Origin of the sequence: Pseudoalteromonas sp. KG3, from assembly GCF_030436385.1 — a bacterium.
Lineage (GTDB): Bacteria > Pseudomonadota > Gammaproteobacteria > Enterobacterales > Alteromonadaceae > Pseudoalteromonas > Pseudoalteromonas prydzensis.
In genome coordinates this window covers 739490-760273 of record NZ_CP098523.1, presented here as the reverse complement: position 1 = coordinate 760273, position 20784 = coordinate 739490, and the positions used below count along the sequence as shown (strand labels likewise).

The following is a 20784-nucleotide window of genomic DNA, read 5'->3' as shown; positions in this document are numbered from 1 at the left end:
TATTTCCTTTTAGTGTTAATCCCAATCGTCATCATCATTAGATGTTAGTGTTAACGCGTTATCGTAGAACATCAGCAGTTTTTCATCCTCTTGCAATACAGCAGGTGGGATTTTGACTGAAATATCTAATATTGTTTGCAAGTCTTGTTTTTCCCAACAAGCATTAAATCCAGCCCTTAAAGCTTCGGCACGCGGCTGTTTAATCTTTTTCTTTTCTTCTTTATAAGCATCAAACTCACGCAGCAATGCACGAAGTCTAAGCTTTTCGATATCTCCCGCTTTACTTGGGTCTGGCACATACCAACGATCTTTTGCCTTACTGACAAGTACAGGATCGTCTTTAGCTAATCCTCGCATATCTTTAAAGTTGGTAGAGAGGTAGGTATGGATTTGGTTAGGTACATCTTCATTACCATCGTATTTAATGAAGTTTTGTTCAAGTAACGTCATTAACTCCAATTGAAGCTCATTTTTCTTCCAGCCAGATAATTCATTAATGAATTTAGGGTGAATATCTTGATAGGTTTGTGGTTTTCCACGTAATACTTGGCGTAGCCACTCTATCCCTGATGCTTCGTCATCTACAAATATTGTCAATTGACGTAAACTAGGCTTTAATATCCTTTCTTTGTCGTATTCTGAAACTTGCTCTGGCAAGAAAAACATACCATCTCTTTCAATAAACTGCTCACTCAGCCCTTCTTGAAATTCTTTTGTAGAAATAGGCACTGTTCTATGATTTCTAACAAAATATGCAACCAACTGGTCAAATAAAATTCGAGGGTCTCTTTCTGAAATTTTTATTAGCTCGTTATCAACACGCTTAGTAACTTTAAGATAACCTAAATGAGTCTTAATAAAATCCCAAACAGCTTGTTCATCACTTTCTTCAATAAATCTACGCTCAAAACCAGCATCAGGTTTATATGCTGAAATAACTAGATCTTGCTTAACGGCAGTTACCCCAACAATAGCGTTCAAACCGCCCCTTCCTTTATTCAACGAAGCAACATTAGCAATAATAAAGCCAGCTTCAGCAATACTTGTTTGTATAGTATTCCAAACAGCAGCCTTTGTATTTGAAAACTCAACTGTCATCCATCTACCAGGTTTCAATGCAGAATATATTTTTTTAAAAGAATCAGTCATAAGATGTCGATATTTATCAAGGTTCTTATTTTGAGTCTTATTTTCTATCGCTTCTTCCTTATTATTTGTATAAACCTGTAACCAGCTTTCCCAGATTTGACTCAATTCTGAATACATAATGTTCGACCCAAAAGGCGGATCAATAAAGACGTAATCTAAATAATTTCTCAGCCCTGTCTGTTTGGTGTCACTCGCACTAGCAATTTGAACTAAATTTTTCTTATATATTGGGGACATCGATTTTTTAATTTGAGCTAAACGTTCTTTTATCAACAGTAGTACGCTCATTTCAACTTGATTTGAAGGTATATATAACGTACCTCGCCTATGTCCAGCAGTAGCTCCTCCAACACCCGCTTTAGGGCCACCGATTCTAGATATAGCTATTTGATGTTGCTTAGAGCCTCTTTGAATACTGCCCGTTATTGCCCATTTGAGGGTTTTCGGAGCATTTCCCCATGCAACCGAGAAGGCTAGTAAGTTTCTATTCGTAAACAGATGATTAACTTTTAAATAGCCTTGTCTTGTTGCTTCAGGGGTTTTATCTCCATCCATAATTTCATCGGAAGGGTACCAGGAATTAACTTTTGTATTATGGATTTTATCAATAAGCTCTAGATCTTTCTTAGATGGCTTTTTGTTGAATGATTTTCTTTCACCCGCTACAGAAAAGTTGATTCTGACTGGTACTGATTTTGTATACTTAACAACTTCATTTGCCTTCTCATCAAAATAGCTAGTTTTAGCCCTAGACATTTTTCGTTTTGTTAATTCGATACCACAATGACTACAAGGATAAGAATCTCTTACGATGCCATTATTAGCATCAACTGCTATATCCCAAAAAACTAATTCGCCTGTACATTCAGGGCAAATAAATACTTCACTCCAAACAACATAATTAATTTCACCTTCAGTTCCATTTTCATCTTCAGTTTTATACATCCAAGAGCAGGATTTTTTAATTGTATTTAAAAACTTTTCCGATTCTCTAGCATATCTTTCTAGGTCAATTGGATTATTATAATTATTAGCTATAAATGACGCAGCAGGTGATAAATCGCTTAATATGCACTCTCTCGCACCTATTTTAGAAAATTGATGCCACGTTTCTGCACCTGTATCAATATCTATAATTTTCTCTTCAATATTGCCATCAGGTGTTACTTTATACCCCAAAGACTCAACAACATTGAGATCACCACATAACTGTGCAGCAACACCAGTCATACCCGTACCACAAAAACCATCAAATACAATATCACCAGGTTTTGTATAATGAAGGATATAACGCATTATTGCTTTATGAGGGACCTTTGTATGGTAAGAGTGAGCGTTATATATAGGGTCATTTTTGCCTTCACTGACATCAGCAGCGAATGGCTCACGGTGATACTCTTCGTCAGAATTCTCTTTTCGGGATTCCCAATATTCAACAAAGTCATTTAACCAAGGGTTAGGGCATGCCGTATAATATGGAGGATCAGACAGTTCAAGAATCGCTTCATCTGTACCAATTGGGAAGCCTTCTATTTTTCTAAATTCAGGATCTTTTAACTTTTCACTTAAAAGTTTAGTGAAGTGATCTCTACGTGCTTCTTCGTTTTCGAAAGCTTGGCCTAAACATTCTACAGGGCCATTTGATGATTCGATTTTTTCGTCATCTAATAATGAATCTTGTTGCATATATTCTCTCTTAAAAGGCTGTTATTAATTAACGGCCTTCTAGTAAATTATTTTCTATAAGGTTTATTCAATAACAATACGAACTTTATCGATATCTTGGCCTTTACAACGTTCAGCAATGAGTTGCTCAAAACGCTTACGCACATCTTCAATGCTTTGAGGTGTGCCTTTACCAAGACTAGCAACCAGCTCTTGTGACGTTATTGCTACAGCAATTAGGCCATCCAGCACTTTATTAACTTCTTCAACGAAGTCTTTTGTTAATGGTTCTGGCAAACATCCTGAATTGATAAACTCAGTAACTTCGGCTTTTTGTTCTGACTTCATTAGATCTAATTGGATAAATGGGTCTGCTAAGTTCGTTTGAAGCGTAGAAGTCCACTCCGTTAACATGGCATCTAATTGATCGTCTAACCTGTTCAAGCGATTGCTGGCTGGGGCAAGGTCTTTCTCTGTTCTAGGATTGAATGATACGGGATTTGGATTGACTGCTAACAGCTTACTATCAATAGCAGTTGCAGGCTGCAAATTAGCCCAATCTTCACGCCAGTCTTTAACTTGATTACCTGGTAATAATGCGATGCCACTTAATAAGCTTAATGTAGTTAACCTGTCATCATTCATTAATGCTGCTTTAGTTTTATCTTCAGCTAGCGTTAAATGGGCACGTTGGTATAAAGCAACAAAGCGAGAGATATAAGATTGCTTTGCGTCAGCTAGTTGTTTAAGCGTTTTCTGCTTAAATTCTGTTGATTGCCTTACGTCTTTATCAGCTAAGCCTTGACGTAACTCTTGTTGAGCACTTTTAACCGTTTCTTGCCAGTCGTCATTCTCAGCTAATACTAACTGCGCTTTACTTAGGTAGTTGGTAATATCGGAAAACTCTTTTACTGTTAGTTCTAGCTGCTTATAGTCATTCCAAGCGATTAAGTTTTCTTTTTGTAATGCAATATCTTCAGGTGTTGCTTTTAGGTTTTTGAGCTTGCCTGGCGTATTAAAGCGCTGCATTTCTTCCAAGAAAGTTTTGGCGGATGTTAGCTTTTCAGTAAGTAACTCCGATTCATTTTCTTCAAGTACATGCTGGCCCCATAAAAGCAGCCTTTCTTTTACTGCTTGGCTATCAGTAACAAGCGACTTAACTTTCTGCTCAATTTTGTCGCCCATTTCACGAACAATGCCATCATCACCTTGTTGAATACTAATAGCTAGGCCCTCATTCATATCAAGCAGCTCTAATAATGCTTTAATAGCTGAGGTATTGAAGTCTTTTGGTGCTTGTATATGCTTGAAGTTAACTAGGTCCTTAAAATCTAGAGATTTAAGTAAATCCGCATTACTTGCCGTAATGTTATTACCGACTACGGAAAGCTCTAACTCACCTGAATAAACTAAGCTTGCTAATATAACCAGTAGCCATTCAGGTTCTAGGCGATATGTATCGGGCTTAAAGTAAAAGTTGGCATTAACTTTCTCTAGCAATTCGCCATTGTTAACTACTTGGCCATGTCCTTTGTTCTTTAACATTCCTAATACTGTTGCAGAAAAGCGAGACTTAGTTGCTTGAAGTTTATCACCATCAAGCAATTCTAGTGCATCCATAACCGCCGTAGCACGCTTGGTTCTTGCACCACTAGATAAGCTAATTAGTACATCGTTTGCTGCACCTTGCATGTTTTCGCCAGTGAACCACTGACTAAACTTAGGGTATTCTGGTGCAAGTGATTGGAAGTAACCTTCAAAGATATAACTCGCTACAGCTTCAAAAATATCTTTTACATTGCCATGCTCATTAGCTGATATGCCTGTGATATCACGAACAGATGTTCCTTTAAGCCAGTCCATAATCGGTTTTGATTGGCCGTTGTATTTAACTTCAAAAGCATCTGCAATATGGTTTCTGATCCACTTCTGCATATCCCTAAGATAATCATCAGCTTTCAGCTTGTAGGTATTTTTGGCACTACCTGTCGCTAAGCTTCGTAACTCAACTGATGCCGCATAGTATTTAAGGTAACGATCAAACGTATCATCTCTATTCTTTAATACAAACAGCACTTCGTCTTCACGAATATGTTCTTTTTTCTGCTTTGGTGCATCTTTAGGCTGAATAAAGTACATGTAATAATCGCGTTGAGGTTTAGCCGTTTCACGCTCATTTGGAGAGCCTAAAAATAACCAGCCTTGGCGATTAACATTTCTATCAATCCATTTCAGCTCATGTTCCCACATGGTGTGAACTTGCTGGGCATCAGGTTGCCCAAGGATCTCAAGCATTGCAGCACGATATGCGCCGTTGATATTATCATTAGCTAATTGTTCAGCTTTGGTTTCGATAATGGCGTCAAAGTCTTCAGTCTTTTTAAGGTCGATATAAAACTGGTCGTTGGCTTTGTTTTTAGAGAAAAACTGGCCATTTACTGTCTTTCTTATTTTCTTTAAAACAGTAACGATATGGTTCTCTAGGTTTTTACTCTTTTCACCTGGTAAAACATCAACTGTTTTAATAAATAAACAAAGTGAGTCTCTAAGCTCTGCTGCGGTGGCGCCCATTTCGTTATATATATCACCAACAGCCATTCGGTGAATAGCCAAACCAGCAACTAGACGTTTGGCAAAGTCTTTTTCACCGGGGGTTGGGTAAGCTTGTTCTATACGTTCCACTAAAGTTTCGCCTGTTTCGATTACTTGGCCAACTTCTGGGTTACTTTTCATAGTTGAGTCAGCATTTAATTCATGCCAATAGGTGTCGTATGAAAATATGCCAGGAACATCATCAGGAACATCATCATATTTTAGCGTTTCCATATGGTTTGATAAGCTACGCAAAACTTGACGTTGCTCTAGCCCTGCAATTCGAACACGCTCAAAAGTATTAATATAATCAGGGTGTACTGGGAACATTTGAACATACTCATCTAAGCGTTCATTCATTTTTTCGTAGTAAGGCGTAAATTTTTGTAGGTACTCTCTGATCCATTCTTTTTGTTGAGCGCTTTTTTTTAGTAGCCTTTCAGCAACCACAAATTTAATATCTTCTCTAACAATTATAACTTGAGCAGCTCGATCACTGATTCGTTTGACTTCTTTTGAGATAAAACTTAATTTTGGATCAGCAAAGATAGCTTCCTGCACTCCTGCTACAAATCTAAATCGTGTTCCTTCGATAACTTCACCGATTACTCTCAAGATAGCCATATCTAAAGGGAGTTGCTGCTGGTTTCTAGAGTTGTAATAATCTAGTATTTCATCACAAATAAGTAATAGTCCATGATCAGGATACTTTTCGTGAAATGTAACCATCATTTCTTCTATATAAGGCTTATGTGTGGTCTTAATGTCTTCCATTGGGGGGAATTCATATGAAACACCTAGTTTTTCGAGACCATCTGTCAGATTATCAGTGATGATATCTGTTAAGTCCCTTTTTGTAGCACCAATTTCAAAGCGAATTACTTTAAATTTTCCCGCAATTTTTTCAGCGCACTTCTTGACTTCCTCATTTGTGATTTTGTCTATTAAATCAGGGTATTCAGCTAATGCTGATATAACAGACATTAAATGTGATTTACCGGAGCCATAATTACCAACAATCCATAAGGCTTTTTGATCGGTAAACTCCTCATACTGAAGATGCTTAATGATGATATCGTTTAATTTAGATTTCATTTTTTCTGAAATCACATATGATGATATCAATTTTTCCGCTTTGGTATGATCAGCAGAATCTTCCAATTCAATAGTAGTTGTAACTGGTTCGAATTGGATTAATTCATTGTACTTCTTCATTACTTAACTCCCTGTTCGCAAGTAGTGATTACCTGCACATCTTGAAATTCATTTAATTTATAACTTTTGTAATCTGGTAAACCTGGTTTTGCATAGCTCAATGACATGCTGTCTAAACTACCTGGCCAAATGACAATAATCGGTTTCTTTTTAGCCGCATGTTGAAGCAGCTTTAATGGGTCTGCTTGTAAGCTTTCTTCAAACAGCAAATTTATTCTTGAAAAATAGCAAATATCTACAGCTTCTTTAACTAAGTCAGAGACTAAACTATGTAGATATTGTTCTCTATCTTTCAACGATAAGACTACTAACTTTTCTGACAACAGCTTAGATAGATTTTTAAACTGAGTATCAACGTGCTTTACAATAACTTCGTCAATTTCCCTTGGGTTCAGCACCAATAAAATGAGATTACTCGATTGAAAAGAGCCAGATTTAATCGCTTGATCAATGTCAGTTTTAATATTTTCAATTTTAGTGTTAGATATTTTCATAAATTACTTTTCATAGCCTGGGGCTATCTCAATATCTTTAAGATTAAGTTGTGATTTATTGCTTAAATGCAGCTGGTAAATATTACAGTTTAATGTGCCTTTCTCGGTACAGTCTACGTTCCATTGCCTAAGTAAATAACCAAGCAGAGCGGCTCTTATTTCTAATTTTAATTGCCCGTTGTCCATTTCGTAATCAAGCTCTATTGCTTTTGGGTATTTTAGCTGTGGGTGCGGCGCTAAAATTATATCGTAAATGGTGTGCCATTGGGTGTCTTTATCTGCGTATTCTTCAGGTTTAATGAGTGACTGCAGTATTTTTGGACATTCAATACGGGTAGCAACAAAATCTCTAAATTCTTGGTTTGATCTATCAAATGCACGCACATGCCAGCGTTTGCCATTATTAACAATAGAGTGGGGCACTAATGCTTTTAAAGTAGTGCCTGTAGTTAATGATGTATATTGGCACTCAATAGCGAGCTTGGACGTAATAGCACGCATAAGAGTTGCGATTACTTCACTATTCGGATGTATTAAACGCGTTGCATCTTGGCAGTAGCTACTAGGCTGAATGCCACTAGACAGACCATCACCAAAACCACGGCATAAAGCGCTGAGAATACTCTCAGCGTCATGTTTGAATAAAGGTTTATAGCTTTCTAACCGATGGTAGGTTTTAGTTGTATGACTTAATACTAGATTTTGAGGTGCAAGTTCTTTATATGATGAAAAATCACGAGTACACGCGGCTAAGCCAGTTTTAAAACGCTGAATTAAATCAGCTCTTGCAACTTGGCCAAAGTACTGCAGATTAAAGTCAATGAACGCTAGGCGTTCCCTCTGCGCATGTGTGAGTGCATCCAATGCGGTATTAGTCATATATATACTAAGTCATTATTTTGTAGTAACTATATCAGGGAAAGTTAAAGATGCAATCAAAATGAGTTAATGTGTTTTGTTTCTCACGGCAAGATCATTATAAATTGAACTTATAGAGCAAGTAGTGATCAGATCAAGGCATAATAATTACTTGGTCGCATAAATATGAGCACTACTTTTCTGAAACATTTTAATTCAATTACAGATCCTCGCATTGAACGTTGTAAAAAGCATGAACTTATCGATATTCTTCTCCTTGCTATTAGCGCTGTACTCTCTGGTGCAGAAGGATGGGAAGATATTGAAGACTTTGGGCACCTAAAGCTTGATTGGTTAAAAAAATACGGCACGTTCAACGCAGGAATTCCAAAACATGACACGATTGCTCGCGTCATGTGTCGGTTAAAAGCAAATGAAATAGAAAGGGCATTTCAATCTTGGATATCATCACTGATTGAAACTACAGGTGCAGATATCATCGCTATCGATGGCAAAACCGCACGGCGTTCATTTACCACAAAAGACAGAAAAAGTGCCTTACACACGGTCAGTGCATGGAGTTGCCAACACCAGTTAGTGCTTGGGCAGACGGCTGTTGATAATAAAACAAATGAAATCACCGCAATACCAGAATTACTCACCCTGCTCGATATTGAAAACAGTATCATTACGTTAGATGCGATGGGATGCCAACAAGAAATAGCAAAACAAATCATCCAACAAAAAGCAGATTATATTCTTGCACTTAAAGGTAATCATTCAGGCATGCAAAAGGAACTAGAAGCGTGGTGGCACAAGTGCGAGCGTGAAAGGTTAACTAAGCATAATTGTGATGAACATACCGAAATAAGCTCAGGACATGGGCGTGTTGAAACACGTACATGCCAGCAGTTACTTATAGATAAAAGCTGGCTAGGCAAGGATTATCGTTGGCCTGGCTTAACGAGTATTATTAAGGTCAGGGCTGAAGTTCATGATAAGTCGGCAGGGTCGGATACCACTGAAACACGCTGGTATATAAGTTCATTAGACTTAAATGCAGCGCAAGCACTCAATGCAGTACGCAGTCACTGGCAGGTTGAAAGCATGCATTGGATGCTTGATATGAACTTCAGAGAAGATGAATCGAGAATACGCAAACTTCAAGGGCCATTAATGTTTAATGTAATGCGAAAGATAGCCATGGCGCTTTTTAAACAAGATGCATCTAAGTCAGCAAGTATGGCGAGGAAAAAGAAAATGGCAGGGCTAGACGATGATTACCGCTCAACCCTGCTAGAGTCTGGGATTAAAATGCGCTAGCCGTGTTTTGTTTCTTAAATTACTACAATAAGTATTTGACATTAAAAGTTTTTGCAATTAATGTGCATATCAAGGGCAGAGGCTTACCTGCGGTTTGTAATGTACTTCTTACAAAACAAAGCACTCAAATCGTTTTTCATCACACCTACGATATACACTTCATTCTTGGACTTAGTAGCCGGAAGTACGCCGTTAAAAATATACAGCGGGGCTTTAACTATTTTTTAAGGTTATAGAATGAAAAACAATACTACAGTTCCAACTACATACATCCCTCTAGAAAAATTTCATATAGTGCCAATTACTGGTTTAACACCAGAGAACTTAAAATACTCAGCTAAAAAAACAATTAGAGACAGAGAAAAAATCCCTCATACCACAAAGCTTAATATACTAGCGAAAAGCCTCGGTATTAAGGGTGGGTTTGCTAACTACGAAAAAGAGTTTGAAGAAAAGCTTAAGCCATTTATGGCAAAGCATGACTTGCATAAACGAGTTAATTTACTTGAGCATAAACACCGTGGAATGCAACTAGGCTACACACAATTTACCCACCAGCAAGTATCTGAGAGACTGTTTTACTCAAAAGGGCCGATGCCGAGTAAGTTATTTACTGGGCATGACTTCGATTTTTCAGGCGTTCTAGCTTGGGATATGATAGAGCTAAATAACGCACTTGAGATTGATAGTGATTGGGAAAGTATAATTACCAACGATATTCATTTAAAGGTTTTTCGTGATGGCTATGACACAACACAATTAAATGAGCGTCAACAGCAGCTTTTATCCCAGGGTTTATCAGCAAAAATAGCCTTTAGAGTAGTAGATAAGTCAAGCCTACCAAGTTTCATAGACTTTATCACTAATGGTAAAGCTAAAGACGCTACTCCAACCGCAGTTAAACACAAAGAAATAGTAACTACTGCTGCAGAACTAATATTAGTTAAGAATCATAATACTGTCCCCAGTTGTTATAACTTACTCGGGGACAACCTTTGTGATACCTATTGTTATGGCCCTGATTCAGAGGTAGAAGTTTATTTTGAAGAGGGCACGCTTGAATCTGAGATTGAATTAATAAAAAAACAAATGGATTTTTTTTCACAAGCGTTAAATGAGCGGCTTCAAGCCTGTGATTATGGTTGGGTGAATGTAATTCCTTACAACGAAAACCTTATATTTCTCTCTGACAATAGTGGCAACTATGACTTTGTAATTAAAAACCAAAGAGATAAGGTTTTTACACATCAAATATACGGTGATTACCTAAAACGGGCAGATATACCAAGCTTTATTGAAGATTATCGATTTAAGCGTTGGGAGTACTTTAACTATAAAGGTAATCGTGAATTAGACAGCCACTTAGCAGAGCAACATTACTATGCTAATGGCGGTTTAACTAAAAACTATCCAGGGCAACATGCAATATTACAAAATTATTATGAAACCTCTGGTGATTATATTACTGAAAGCCGCAGCTCGAATAAGCGCTTACATGGCTTTAAAAAGATTAAGCTAGCCGAGAAAGAGCTAATGGTTTCAGAGCTTATAACCATAGATGAAATAAATGATTTTTTACATAAAAACCATGAATATTTTGCTACCAGAAAGGGTGACTCGTTACCCCCATTAAATAGTGAGTGTGATAAAGGTTTAGCTGCTACATGTACTTTTTATGATGTGCTGGCTTATATTAGCTGGGCAGAAAAAGAAACAAACGTTCCACTAAGATTACTAGCATACGACGAGTACTTAGCTGTCAGAGATAATGAAGTTGGAAAAAGTGCACATTCTAATAAAGGCAGTGATATGACCTTTCATACACCTGACGGTAGGCAGTACCCCGGGCACCCACCATATATGAATGAGAGTGACTTTGATGCTTTAACATTACGGTTTCCTGAGAGTTTAACTAATTTTGAAAAAAATGGGTTGGAATTTATAGACTCGAACTTTTTTGCAGAATGGCTTTTGGAAGGAGTAAGTATTCGTTCAGCAAGTTTAACCTCTTTTTATGATGACGCTAATGTATTAAGGGCATCTGGTCCGCGAGATTGTACAGGTAAATATAAAGGCATAAAAACAGGCTTTAGACTTTGCTATGAATTAAGCAAGTAGGCTTTATTAAAGCTACCCCGCTATGGGGTAGCACTTTAAGCTGCAGTACTTGCAGTGTCTCTTTTCCCAATCTTTTCACTTATCCATTCTTCAACTTCACTTTCTACCCAGGCTACAGAGTTACCACCTAACTCAACTTTCATTGGAAATCCACCAGCGCTCATAAAGCGATATACAGTTGAACGGCTTAAGCCTGTGATATGTAAAACTTCTTTTAATTTGATTAAACGCATGGGATTTCTCCGGTCAGGTTATTAGTACATATCCTTTCCGGGGGTAGTAATTTTTTACTGAGACGAAACAAAAGCGTTAGACATATACATCACTATTTTGCATAAACCATTAAGAGGGCATAACAATGCAAAATAACAAGTCACTATACGAATTCGATCACCCAGTAAGTGATGAACAAATACTTGAAGCTGCTGCTTACATAATCGCTCAAAAGCAATTTAGGCATGGGGCTTTAACATGTCCGAAAGACAGTGAAGAATATTTAAGGCATAAGCTGGCGTTGATTGAGCATGAGGTATTTGCGGTGCTGTTTTTGGATAGCCAAAACCGCATACTTGAATACAAAGAGTTATTTAGGGGCACTATTAACGCAGCAAGCGTATACCCGCGAGAGGTGGTTAAAGAAGTATTAGCGCTAAATGCAGCATCTGTAATACTTGCGCACAATCATCCTTCAGGCGTCAGTACGCCGTCACAGGCCGACAAGTTAATTACTACCAAATTACAGCAAGCACTCAACCTTATTGATGTTTCGATAGTCGATCACATCATCATTGGTGAAACCAGTTATTCTTTTGCTGAACATGGCCTAATTTAAAGGGAGTAGGGTATGGCTATTAAAATAGAACAAGTACCAGGTTTGAATGTACCTGAGTCATTTATTGATGTGATTGTAAATGCCATCACTAAACAAGATGAGTCGATAGGGAATGCTAGTGAGTTAACTATTAATTTTCGTGATAAAGACTACAGTGCTAAAGCTGGTGGCTTTCATCCAGTCGAAGTAAGGCTAGAAAAACGGGGTATTGGTTGGGAGCTTATATACATTACTGATTTTTCATACCAGGGCCGACCTGATTCTGAATTAGTAAAAGAGATTGATGTGTGCTTTGTGATTAAGCGGGTATATCACATGCTGGTGGGCTGGTTGAATGAACGAGAGGGGAAGGACCTTTTAACCTTGTTTGTGGCTAACTTTGTTGAGTATTACAACACAGGTTGCTACCAGGTCAGTATTACAACTTATTAAGGAGTTGGTTATGGCTGAAGTACAAGCGATTAAGGACCTTGATACAGTTAAGTTAATTAGTTACTTGCTCGAAAAACGTTGCTCTAAGCAGATGAGCCATATTTGGAATATAGGATTGAACCTAGCATTGCGTATATCTGATTTGTTGTCTGTTAAATTTACGGATATACAAAACGACAGGTTAATTATATTTGAGAGTAAAACAGGAAAGCTAGCAGAGATTAAGCTTAATCAGAAAGCATTAGCGTTTATCCACGAAGTACGCATAACTCATCCCAACCATGTTTACCTATTTCAATCGTATCGTAATCAACAATCTAAAAGTTCAATAACACGACCCTTGTCACGCAGGGCTGTTACAAGAGCATTTGCGCTGGTGGGTGAAGAGCTTAACTTAAAGCTAGGTACTCACTCAATGCGTAAAACACGAGGTTACCACCTCTATCATAAAACCCAAGACATCGCCCGTGTAATGAAAATGCTTCGCCATAGCTCTGAAGCAACGACACTGCGTTACATTGGAATAACTCAGGAGGAAATTGATAAAGACTTTGAAGAGTTAGAGCTATAAATTTATTACATATAATAGGAGTAAGTTTGTTATGTCGTTAGAAAAAGCCGTTACGTGCGGTGTAGTAGGAAATGAAGTATCTAAACAAATAACCGGCAGTTCTGAGCCTTCACTTAGTAGGACCGTCATTGCTGTAAGCTCTGGTGCTGTAGCTGGCGCAGCTGTGTCGGGAGTAGTTGTGGTTGGGCTAGGTGTTGCCTCAGCACCGGTCACAGTGCCTTTAGCAGTTGCTAGTGGCTTGTTGGCTGGTGTAGCGAGTTTATTTGATTAGAAGTAAACAAAGAACGCATTTTTGCAGCGCGTTCTTTTTTTGCTTTTGTAGTGTAAATAGTGCTTCTCGTAATGCTATTTTGGGAACCTGCCACCCCTCATGTACTAAGGGTTTTAGCTTATTAAGCTAGTTGAAGGTCTCAAAAGGGCGTTAGAACAAGTATTGAGAAGCACAGGTCCTAATTAGAATATTACCTTTGACTATAACCAAAACAACGGTGCCCTAAGCCATATTGTTTCGTATTAAGCTTTGCTAAATAACTAGCTCGTTTATAAAGACTGCTGTAATCCGCTTTAAAATTTGTATTGTTAGCGTCAAGGTAGTAATGAGCATTTTTTGGTAAATGCACAAACTGTAGTACTTCATGAAAAGGTAAACTTAAAGCACTAGCCCATGCAACTGTAATTCTAGTAAATAAATTTTCATTACCGATGTCAACCTTACCTGTGCAGTGGTATCTATCCTTATTGAAAAGTAGTACCCAATGGTAATGCTGTCTATGTGCTGTGTTTTTCTCCCTTGCCCAAATATAACGAATACTACAAGGGTGTGGGTTTTTACCCTCACGGGCTTTACGCTTTGTATCTGCTTTAATTTGTGCCTCAAGAGAGGCAATAAATCGTGTAATAGCTTTATTGCTACCTAAATCAATTGTATTTGAATAAGCAGGTAGTCTTAAATCAATTCTGACTGCAAACGTTCTTTTATGCACAGAACATGCAGCATGCATGACTTGCTCAATAGCATTTAAGTAGGGAATAACTAATGGTTGATCTACTCTAGCGAGTGTTTGATATTGCTTGTAAGTAGGGTAGGTGGTTACTGGGTATTGGGTTGGGTTATTCATTATCTTTCTCCTGTTATGTATTAGTTCATATCAGGTGTGTGAGTTGTATTTTTTTAATTTGTATTTGTTGTGATAATGACTTCGTTACTAGTAACTCTAATAAATATTACCAAACCGAAATTTACACTAACAAAACCAGCTCAGTTTGTGACGGCTAATTTCATTAACGCATTACAGTGATATTGTTTAGCGTACTCATAATCGCTCTGAAGTTATAACTGTCTTATAAAAATGCGCAAAGGAATCAGGGACGCATTGAAAAACGGGGTGTTGACCAGATTTTAAATTCGATTTAGGGTCTCTAAAATCTACGTTCGTATTGGTAATGTTAACTTTATCGCTAAAATCGATAGTAGAAGAAATAACTAAATTTTCTATTGAGCTTATATCTGAAAGCTCAACTTTGGTCGGGGTTCTTATGAGCTCTATGTCAATATTTTTATCTGTACAACCCAAGCCCGCTACCCATGATAAGTACTGTTGTTTGTTGGAGGGATTATGAAGATTCGTATCACATCTATTCAGATAAAAGGTGTATAGAATATAATGAACTAGTATATTCGCAAAACTTCCTAAAAGCACAGACGTTAAGGAGCCATGAATAGCCGCCTGCAACTCAAAGTTTGCAGGACTTAAAAACTGATTGTAGTGGTCAACTAATTTTGGCCACAGTTTTAGAATCTTGGTATCTAACCTCAGATTCATTTGGCGCTAAACCAGCATTATAATGATGCGGTCTAACATTATTGTAATATCCATTTATGTAATCGCTTACGCTATATTTAGCTTCTTTAAAGTTTTCATATCCAACCTTTGGCATCCATTCCGTTTTAAAGCTTCTAAAAAATCGCTCCATAGCCGCATTATCCCAACAATTTCCGCGTCGACTCATACTTTGTGTAATTTTATAGCGCCATAAACGTTGGCGGTACTTCAAGCTCGTATAATGGCTCCCTTGATCTGAGTGAAACATCAACCCACTTGGCTTACCTCTACTTTCATAAGCGAGTTCAAGCGCCTTTAGTGTTAAATTAGTATCTGGCGACAACGACATTGCCCAACCAACCACTTTACGCGCAAATAAATCAATAACGACCGCTAAATAAGCCCAGCGATTGCCTGTCCAAATATACGTTACATCACCGCACCACACAGTATTCGGTTCAATAACATCAAACTGCCTATCAAGCAGGTTTGGGATTTCAAGGTGTTCATTACCACCGCGCTTATATGAATGTTGAGGAATTTGGCAACTTTCAAGCTTTAACTTAACCATTAGCTTAGCAGCACGATAACGGCTCAATTCAAAATCATTGTTTGTCGCTATTGTAGCTATTGTCCTTGCACCTGCTGAGCCTCCACTCATTCTATGTATTGCTTTAACTTCAGCCTCTAACCTTACTTGCTCAGGTGTCGGCGTTGTATCGCGTATAGCCCAATATTTATAGCTGCTGCGATGCACATCGAATACGCCACATAGCACGCTAATGGGATAATGCTCTCGTTGATTTAACTTCTCGATTAACGAGAATTGTTCAGGGAGTCGGACATCAAGAGAGCGGTAGCCTTTTTTAATATGTCCTTTTCTAATTCAATGCGTTGGATTTGCTTTTTAAGTTCACGAATTTCAATTTGTTCGGGCGTCATTGGTGAAGCCGATAGTGACTGACCATTACGCTCTTGCTTTAATTGAGTAACCCACTTACTTACGGTTGATTTACCAACACCCATAGCCTTGGCTGCATCTTCTTGCGTATAACCTTGGTCGACTACAAGCTGAGCCGTTTCTAATTTGATTGCCGCAGAATACGTTGCGCGTTTTAATTTCGTCATTTTTTCACCCAAATTTGTATGCTTATTAGCATAACATTTCTTTCTTAATGGGTGGCCAAAATCACTGTACCACTACAGATTGAATGCATCTTCTTCTGAAATAGGGTTAAATACATTTCCCGTTTTATTCAGTAAGCGTAATAAACCGCAAGAAGCTAGCTTGAATAAAATATCATCGAGGTGTCCAAAAATATTAGCAGGGCGGGATCGCACTTTAAATAAAAATATGATCTAATAGAGAAAATTCACTTATAGCATTCAATTTTGAGCATCTTAGACCACCTTACTGTTATTGAAGAAACACGTTCTGATATCAACCAAAAACATAATCTAATTGATGTTATGTTCTTGATAATTACAGCCATATCCTCAGGATGTGAGGGATGGCAAGATATTGAAATTTATGGTGATGAAAAGCTATCATGGCTCAGACAGTACCGAGCTTTCAGACATGGTATCCCTCGGCGGCATACGATAGCACGTATACTACGCAGTGTTGTTGCGGAATCCTTATTAGAAGCTTTAGCCTTGTGGTTAAATGAACAGCGCCAGTCATTAAATAAACCCATTATTGCCTTTGATGGCAAGGTGCTACGCGGCTCTTATCGAAATGATAGAAAAACAGCACTGCAATTAGTAACGGCGTACGATACTGAGCGAGGGTTAGTATTGAGTCAAAAACCGACAAAAACAAAAAACGGCGAAATAAGTGTTGTTCGTCAAATGCTTGATATACTTGATGTAAAAGGAAGTGTCATCACGATGGATGCACTTCATTGCCAACGTGAAACACTCGAAATAATTTCAGATAAAAAGGCACATGTAGTTGTTCAGGTTAAGAAAAATCAACCCAAACTGTTTGATGCTGTATCGAATTCATTTCAAGCAGTATTTGATGCAAATAAAGAAAAAGTCGTCACACACATTAAGCAAGAGATCCATGGTCGCAAAGAAGAGCGCTACGTCTATCAATTAAAAGCGAACCTGCCGACAGAGCTTGCACAGAAGTGGCCAACAATAAGAAGTATAATCGCAGTTGAACGCCACAGAACAGTAAAGAATAAGTGCAGTATAGACACGTCGTATTACATAAGTTCAATGTCACCTAAACACAAAATGCTAGGGCATTATATACGGCAACATTGGCGTATTGAAAATAGCCAGCATTATGTTTTAGATGTTGTTTTCAAAGAAGATGATTCAAGAATAGCGTTAGAGGGTGCAGTTGAAAACATCGCTTTATTTAGGCGCTTTGTAATGAACATTTTGAGGCAATGCGAATGCGGGGCCCCAAGTCAACGTAGCAAAATCAAAAAGGCAAGCTGGAGTGATGATTATCGGGCGAGAATATTTTTTGGATTATAAATTAATCAAAGTATGCTCCCGCCCTGAAAATATTAGGGGGTTGCTGTTTCAAGAAAAAGTATTCACTTTTTTTACTTGGAGCACCATCTAACCAATCATTTTCGAAGCGAAGTAATTCCATAAAAAGAGTCTCTCTTTTATGAGGTTCCTCGAGTAATAATAGTAAAAATCCCCCAGTGTATAAATTAGATTTTTTATTCTTAGTTTGGGAGTTTATTAAAGTTAAAGGGACAGTCATCAGGTATATATGAGATGCTTGATTGTCTTTTTTTATTTTAAATACAGAACTACGTTTTAAATTATTAGCCTGACTACCCATTGAGCCTTTTCTTGCATTTGGCTTCACATTGTCATATTTTTTTATCGTACATCCTGTCACTGGCTGGCTTATTAAGTTTTTATTTTTAAGCAGGTATATAGCCGTTTTTAGCTGAGTAGATTCTAAGCCACATGCTTTATCTATATCAGCCATTGAAAAGCCTTCTATGTACCCAAGTTCATCTTGGTTTAATACAAAGAAAGACCACACTAATCTAACAGGCACCCTTAGTTTAAGTTTCTCGAGCTTTGTTAGCATTTCGTTAGATATGAATTTACTAATTTCGTTGGGTCTATCGTAGATAAAACTATATGCAAGTGTTGGTCGTCCACGCTTAAAATGCTTAGATCCGAGCTTAGAGATTGCATTAATTTCTAGTAGCCCTTCTATTACTTTTTTAAATTTATTGTGTGGGCACCCTAATTCAAGGAAGTCAGCTTTAGATAATTTGTCTCCAATTACTCTCCCTGTAATTAAGCGAATTAACACCCACTTTGTATATGGGGATAAATTAGATGTGAAAGTAAAAAACTCATTCATTTGATTGTTTTCATGTGGGGGAGTATACCTGCTAGTAGAGCAGAATAGATTAATAAATACAATAACAGGGTGTTATTTTGTAATTTTAAAAATAAGGCGTGACACAAAATCTCAATTAGACTCTCATTTAGACTTTTTTATTTATTTTAAAAAACTAATTGAGACTCTAATTGAGTGGCTAGCTGGGAGTCTAATTTAGATGTTGATTAGTATCTAAAAGATATCTGGTGAGGTAGATTCTGACCGCAAAGCGGTTGCTTACAAATTGGTATTGGATTATTGTTTTCGATAACATCCGCAAACGGTAAAACACAGGGAAGAACTAATGACAGATCGGATTGCTAGCAAGAAAATTTTGACGTGGGTCAATGAAGATAATGAAGATTTGCGTAACTGGCTAGCATGCCGCTATGACAGTTACAGTAGTTATTTTAAATCTCCAGATGCCACATTAGATAGCTTTATTAGAGATGAAATAAAACGTATAAGTGATGATGAAGATAGTCAAAAAGTTAGTCTTGATAAGCTCTATAAAGCATGGAAAAGCTATGAAAGAGGCTTAAAGAATATCTCTAATAAAGTCTGTAAACTTCAGCTCGAGGTGTCTAAATCAGCGCGTGATAAACTAAAGGCGTTAAGTGCCGCGGATGAAATATCTCAATCTAAATATATTGAAAAGCTAATAAATTACGCTAGAAAAAACCCTAAGCTGATTTCTAAAGATACAAAAGTACAAGTACCTTACAAACACAAACAGAGAGCTTTTGATGATAGCCTTGATTTAAAAGCTATAAGAGAAAACTTATCAACTATTGATGGTAAGATCACTAGATTATTAGATGCTTGGGAGGAGTAGGGCAAGCTGAGCTTTCTTTAGGCCTTGGTTATTTTTAAAAATAAATAACTTTTAGTATACCTATTGGTATTCCTTGTGTTTATTGTTTTCGGTATTTTTATTTATAATCAGTGGGTTGTTGGGCTGTTAAGAATCCCTCCCTCCCGCCATTATTTAATATTAAGACGTCTCATGACGTCTTTTTTTGTGCTTATCAATAAAGCTTCTAATTTAACATATCAATACGCACCCTTAATCTAGTAACTTAATTCATTGAACTCAAACAAGTTCCATTCAGTTACCAATTTGGCTATGATGCTAAATATTCAACAAAAGGATTCTTGATGAAACATATCCTACTAATAGTTACTGGTGCAAGCCCTCAAGTATTAACCGAAACGCTTTTTGCACTTCACCAGCAGGGTAAGCCTATGCCTGAAGACGTTTTTGTTATTACTACAAAAAGCACCAAGGCTATGCTTACTGATGGGCTATTTACGCAAGGTCACCTAGCTAAATTAATAGCAGACTACCAACTTCCCAATATTAAACTTCCCGATGAAAATATATGGCTAATAGAAGACAACAAAGGCCAACCTATTGATGATGCAAAATCTGAAATAGAACAAACCTATATGGCTGATTTTATTACCCGTAAAGTATTTGAGCTTACTAATAAAAATAACATTAGTATTCATGCCTCAATTGCGGGTGGACGTAAAACTATGGCGTTCTATTTAGGTTATGCAATGTCATTATTAGGGCGTGAGCAAGATTCACTCAGTCACGTATTTGTAAACGACGAGTTTGAATTTGTAAGAGACTTTTACTACCCAACACCATACAACCACATGATCGACGGTAAAAATGGCAAACAAGTGAACTGTAAAAATGCCCAAGTTACACTTGCCGAAATACCATTTGTACGTATGCGCCAATCAATCGACGAAACCCTTATTGCTAATATGCAAAGTGCCTCGTTTAGCCAAACAGTAGCAAGTTTAAACTCAGCACATAAAAAAGATTTAGCTCTTGAAGTAAATGCTAAAGCAAAAACACTTACCTTTGCAGGGGTAGAAATTAAACTTACCGCCAAAGAATGCGCTTTTTATTTATGGCTAAACCAATACAGCCAAAGTGAACAAGCAGCACTGATAGTTGGCCGTGACTTTGAAGAAACATTGAGCTACAGCAAAGAGTACCTAACGCATTTACAGCAAAATAGCAGTGATGTACGTGTTTTCCGTGATACATTCGCTATAGAGCCAGAAGATTTTAGAGATGGGTTGCACCGTACATTAAAGTGCATGGAAAAAACCTTTGTGCAGCAAACACGCAGCCGTATTAATAATAAAATAAACAAAATGTTACCAAATGCACTGGTCACTAAAATAAATATCAGCTCTAATAAATACGGGTTAACAACGCATTATGCATTGAGTGCCCAAAAACATAACATAAAAATAAATCTAACGGTTTAAACTTCACAAGCTTGCAAACGCATAAAAATAAATAAGTTTGGTAA

Annotated in this window: 17 protein-coding genes; 9 read left to right on the top strand and 8 right to left on the bottom strand. The window is 37.4% G+C overall.

Translation table 11 applies throughout. From position 1 onward, the window contains the following. Positions 1 to 15 precede the first annotated feature (15 nt). From NDQ71_RS03690 to NDQ71_RS03675, 4 genes are all read right to left on the bottom strand, one after another. A complete protein-coding gene (locus NDQ71_RS03690) occupies positions 16 to 2835 on the bottom strand; it encodes a DNA methyltransferase (protein WP_301562275.1) in 2820 nt (939 codons plus the stop codon). Positions 2836 to 2898: 63 nt separating this feature from the next. Then, complete coding sequence (locus NDQ71_RS03685; RefSeq protein ID WP_301562274.1) at positions 2899 to 6621, bottom strand: DUF6079 family protein; 3723 nt, start codon at positions 6619 to 6621, stop codon at positions 2899 to 2901. Next, complete coding sequence (gene brxF, locus NDQ71_RS03680) at positions 6621 to 7115, bottom strand: BREX-3 system P-loop-containing protein BrxF (protein ID WP_301562273.1); 495 nt, start codon at positions 7113 to 7115, stop codon at positions 6621 to 6623. Before brxF ends, NDQ71_RS03685 begins: the two co-directional genes overlap by 1 nt. Positions 7116 to 7118: 3 nt before the next feature. Then, positions 7119 to 7994, bottom strand: a complete 876-nt coding sequence (locus NDQ71_RS03675) for a WYL domain-containing protein (RefSeq protein WP_301562272.1) — start codon at positions 7992 to 7994, stop codon at positions 7119 to 7121. 165 nt (positions 7995 to 8159) lie between these two features. On the opposite strand from NDQ71_RS03675, the gene NDQ71_RS03670 reads away from it, so the two are divergent. Beyond that, positions 8160 to 9296 (top strand): ISAs1 family transposase, encoded by a 1137-nt coding sequence (locus NDQ71_RS03670; RefSeq protein ID WP_008466968.1) that lies wholly within the window; start codon positions 8160 to 8162, stop codon positions 9294 to 9296. Positions 9297 to 9533: 237 nt separating this feature from the next. Beyond that, the gene (locus NDQ71_RS03665) at positions 9534 to 11414 is read left to right on the top strand and encodes a hypothetical protein (RefSeq protein WP_301562271.1); all 1881 of its coding nucleotides are present in this window, start codon (positions 9534 to 9536) and stop codon (positions 11412 to 11414) included. A 35-nt stretch (positions 11415 to 11449) separates the two neighbouring features. On the opposite strand, the gene NDQ71_RS03660 is transcribed toward NDQ71_RS03665, so the two are convergent. Next, positions 11450 to 11647, bottom strand: a complete 198-nt coding sequence (locus NDQ71_RS03660) for an AlpA family transcriptional regulator (protein ID WP_010557263.1) — start codon at positions 11645 to 11647, stop codon at positions 11450 to 11452. A gap of 125 nt (positions 11648 to 11772) precedes the next feature. Between NDQ71_RS03660 and radC the strand changes: the two genes are divergently transcribed. The 4 genes from radC to NDQ71_RS03640 are packed head-to-tail and all read left to right on the top strand — an operon-like array spanning position 11773 to position 13520. Further along, complete coding sequence (radC, locus tag NDQ71_RS03655; protein WP_010557264.1) at positions 11773 to 12246, top strand: DNA repair protein RadC; 474 nt, start codon at positions 11773 to 11775, stop codon at positions 12244 to 12246. Between the two features lie 12 nt (positions 12247 to 12258). Further along, entirely contained in the window at positions 12259 to 12678 is a 420-nt protein-coding gene (locus NDQ71_RS03650) for a DUF2787 family protein (protein WP_301562270.1), read from the top strand. A 10-nt stretch (positions 12679 to 12688) separates the two neighbouring features. Beyond that, positions 12689 to 13249, top strand: a complete 561-nt coding sequence (locus NDQ71_RS03645; protein WP_182752854.1) for a tyrosine-type recombinase/integrase — start codon at positions 12689 to 12691, stop codon at positions 13247 to 13249. Between the two features lie 31 nt (positions 13250 to 13280). Next, positions 13281 to 13520 (top strand): hypothetical protein, encoded by a 240-nt coding sequence (locus NDQ71_RS03640; RefSeq protein WP_301562269.1) that lies wholly within the window; start codon positions 13281 to 13283, stop codon positions 13518 to 13520. A 190-nt stretch (positions 13521 to 13710) separates the two neighbouring features. Here the strand turns inward: NDQ71_RS03640 and NDQ71_RS03635 are convergent, their stop codons facing one another. After that, positions 13711 to 14367 (bottom strand): inovirus Gp2 family protein, encoded by a 657-nt coding sequence (locus NDQ71_RS03635; protein WP_301562268.1) that lies wholly within the window; start codon positions 14365 to 14367, stop codon positions 13711 to 13713. Between the two features lie 652 nt (positions 14368 to 15019). After that, positions 15020 to 16200 (bottom strand): IS3 family transposase gene (locus NDQ71_RS03630; protein ID WP_192543254.1). Its coding sequence is split into 2 segments (ribosomal slippage): positions 15020 to 15942 and positions 15942 to 16200, totalling 1182 coding nucleotides; the frame shifts between segments, so codons are not numbered across the junction. A 264-nt stretch (positions 16201 to 16464) separates the two neighbouring features. On the opposite strand from NDQ71_RS03630, the gene NDQ71_RS03625 reads away from it, so the two are divergent. Then, entirely contained in the window at positions 16465 to 17565 is a 1101-nt protein-coding gene (locus NDQ71_RS03625; RefSeq protein WP_192543258.1) for an ISAs1 family transposase, read from the top strand. Between the two features lies 1 nt (position 17566). On the opposite strand, the gene NDQ71_RS03620 is transcribed toward NDQ71_RS03625, so the two are convergent. Beyond that, positions 17567 to 18424: a hypothetical protein gene (locus NDQ71_RS03620; RefSeq protein ID WP_301562267.1), complete on the bottom strand. Its 858-nt coding sequence runs from the start codon at positions 18422 to 18424 to the stop codon at positions 17567 to 17569. Positions 18425 to 18749: 325 nt separating this feature from the next. Between NDQ71_RS03620 and NDQ71_RS03615 the strand changes: the two genes are divergently transcribed. Then, positions 18750 to 19280 carry a hypothetical protein gene (locus NDQ71_RS03615; protein ID WP_301562266.1) on the top strand — a complete coding sequence of 177 codons (531 nt, stop codon included), beginning with the start codon at positions 18750 to 18752 and terminating at the stop codon, positions 19278 to 19280. A 323-nt stretch (positions 19281 to 19603) separates the two neighbouring features. Then, positions 19604 to 20740, top strand: coding sequence for a CRISPR-associated ring nuclease Csm6 (gene csm6, locus NDQ71_RS03610; protein WP_301562265.1), 1137 nt, complete (start codon positions 19604 to 19606; stop codon positions 20738 to 20740). Positions 20741 to 20784 lie beyond the last annotated feature (44 nt).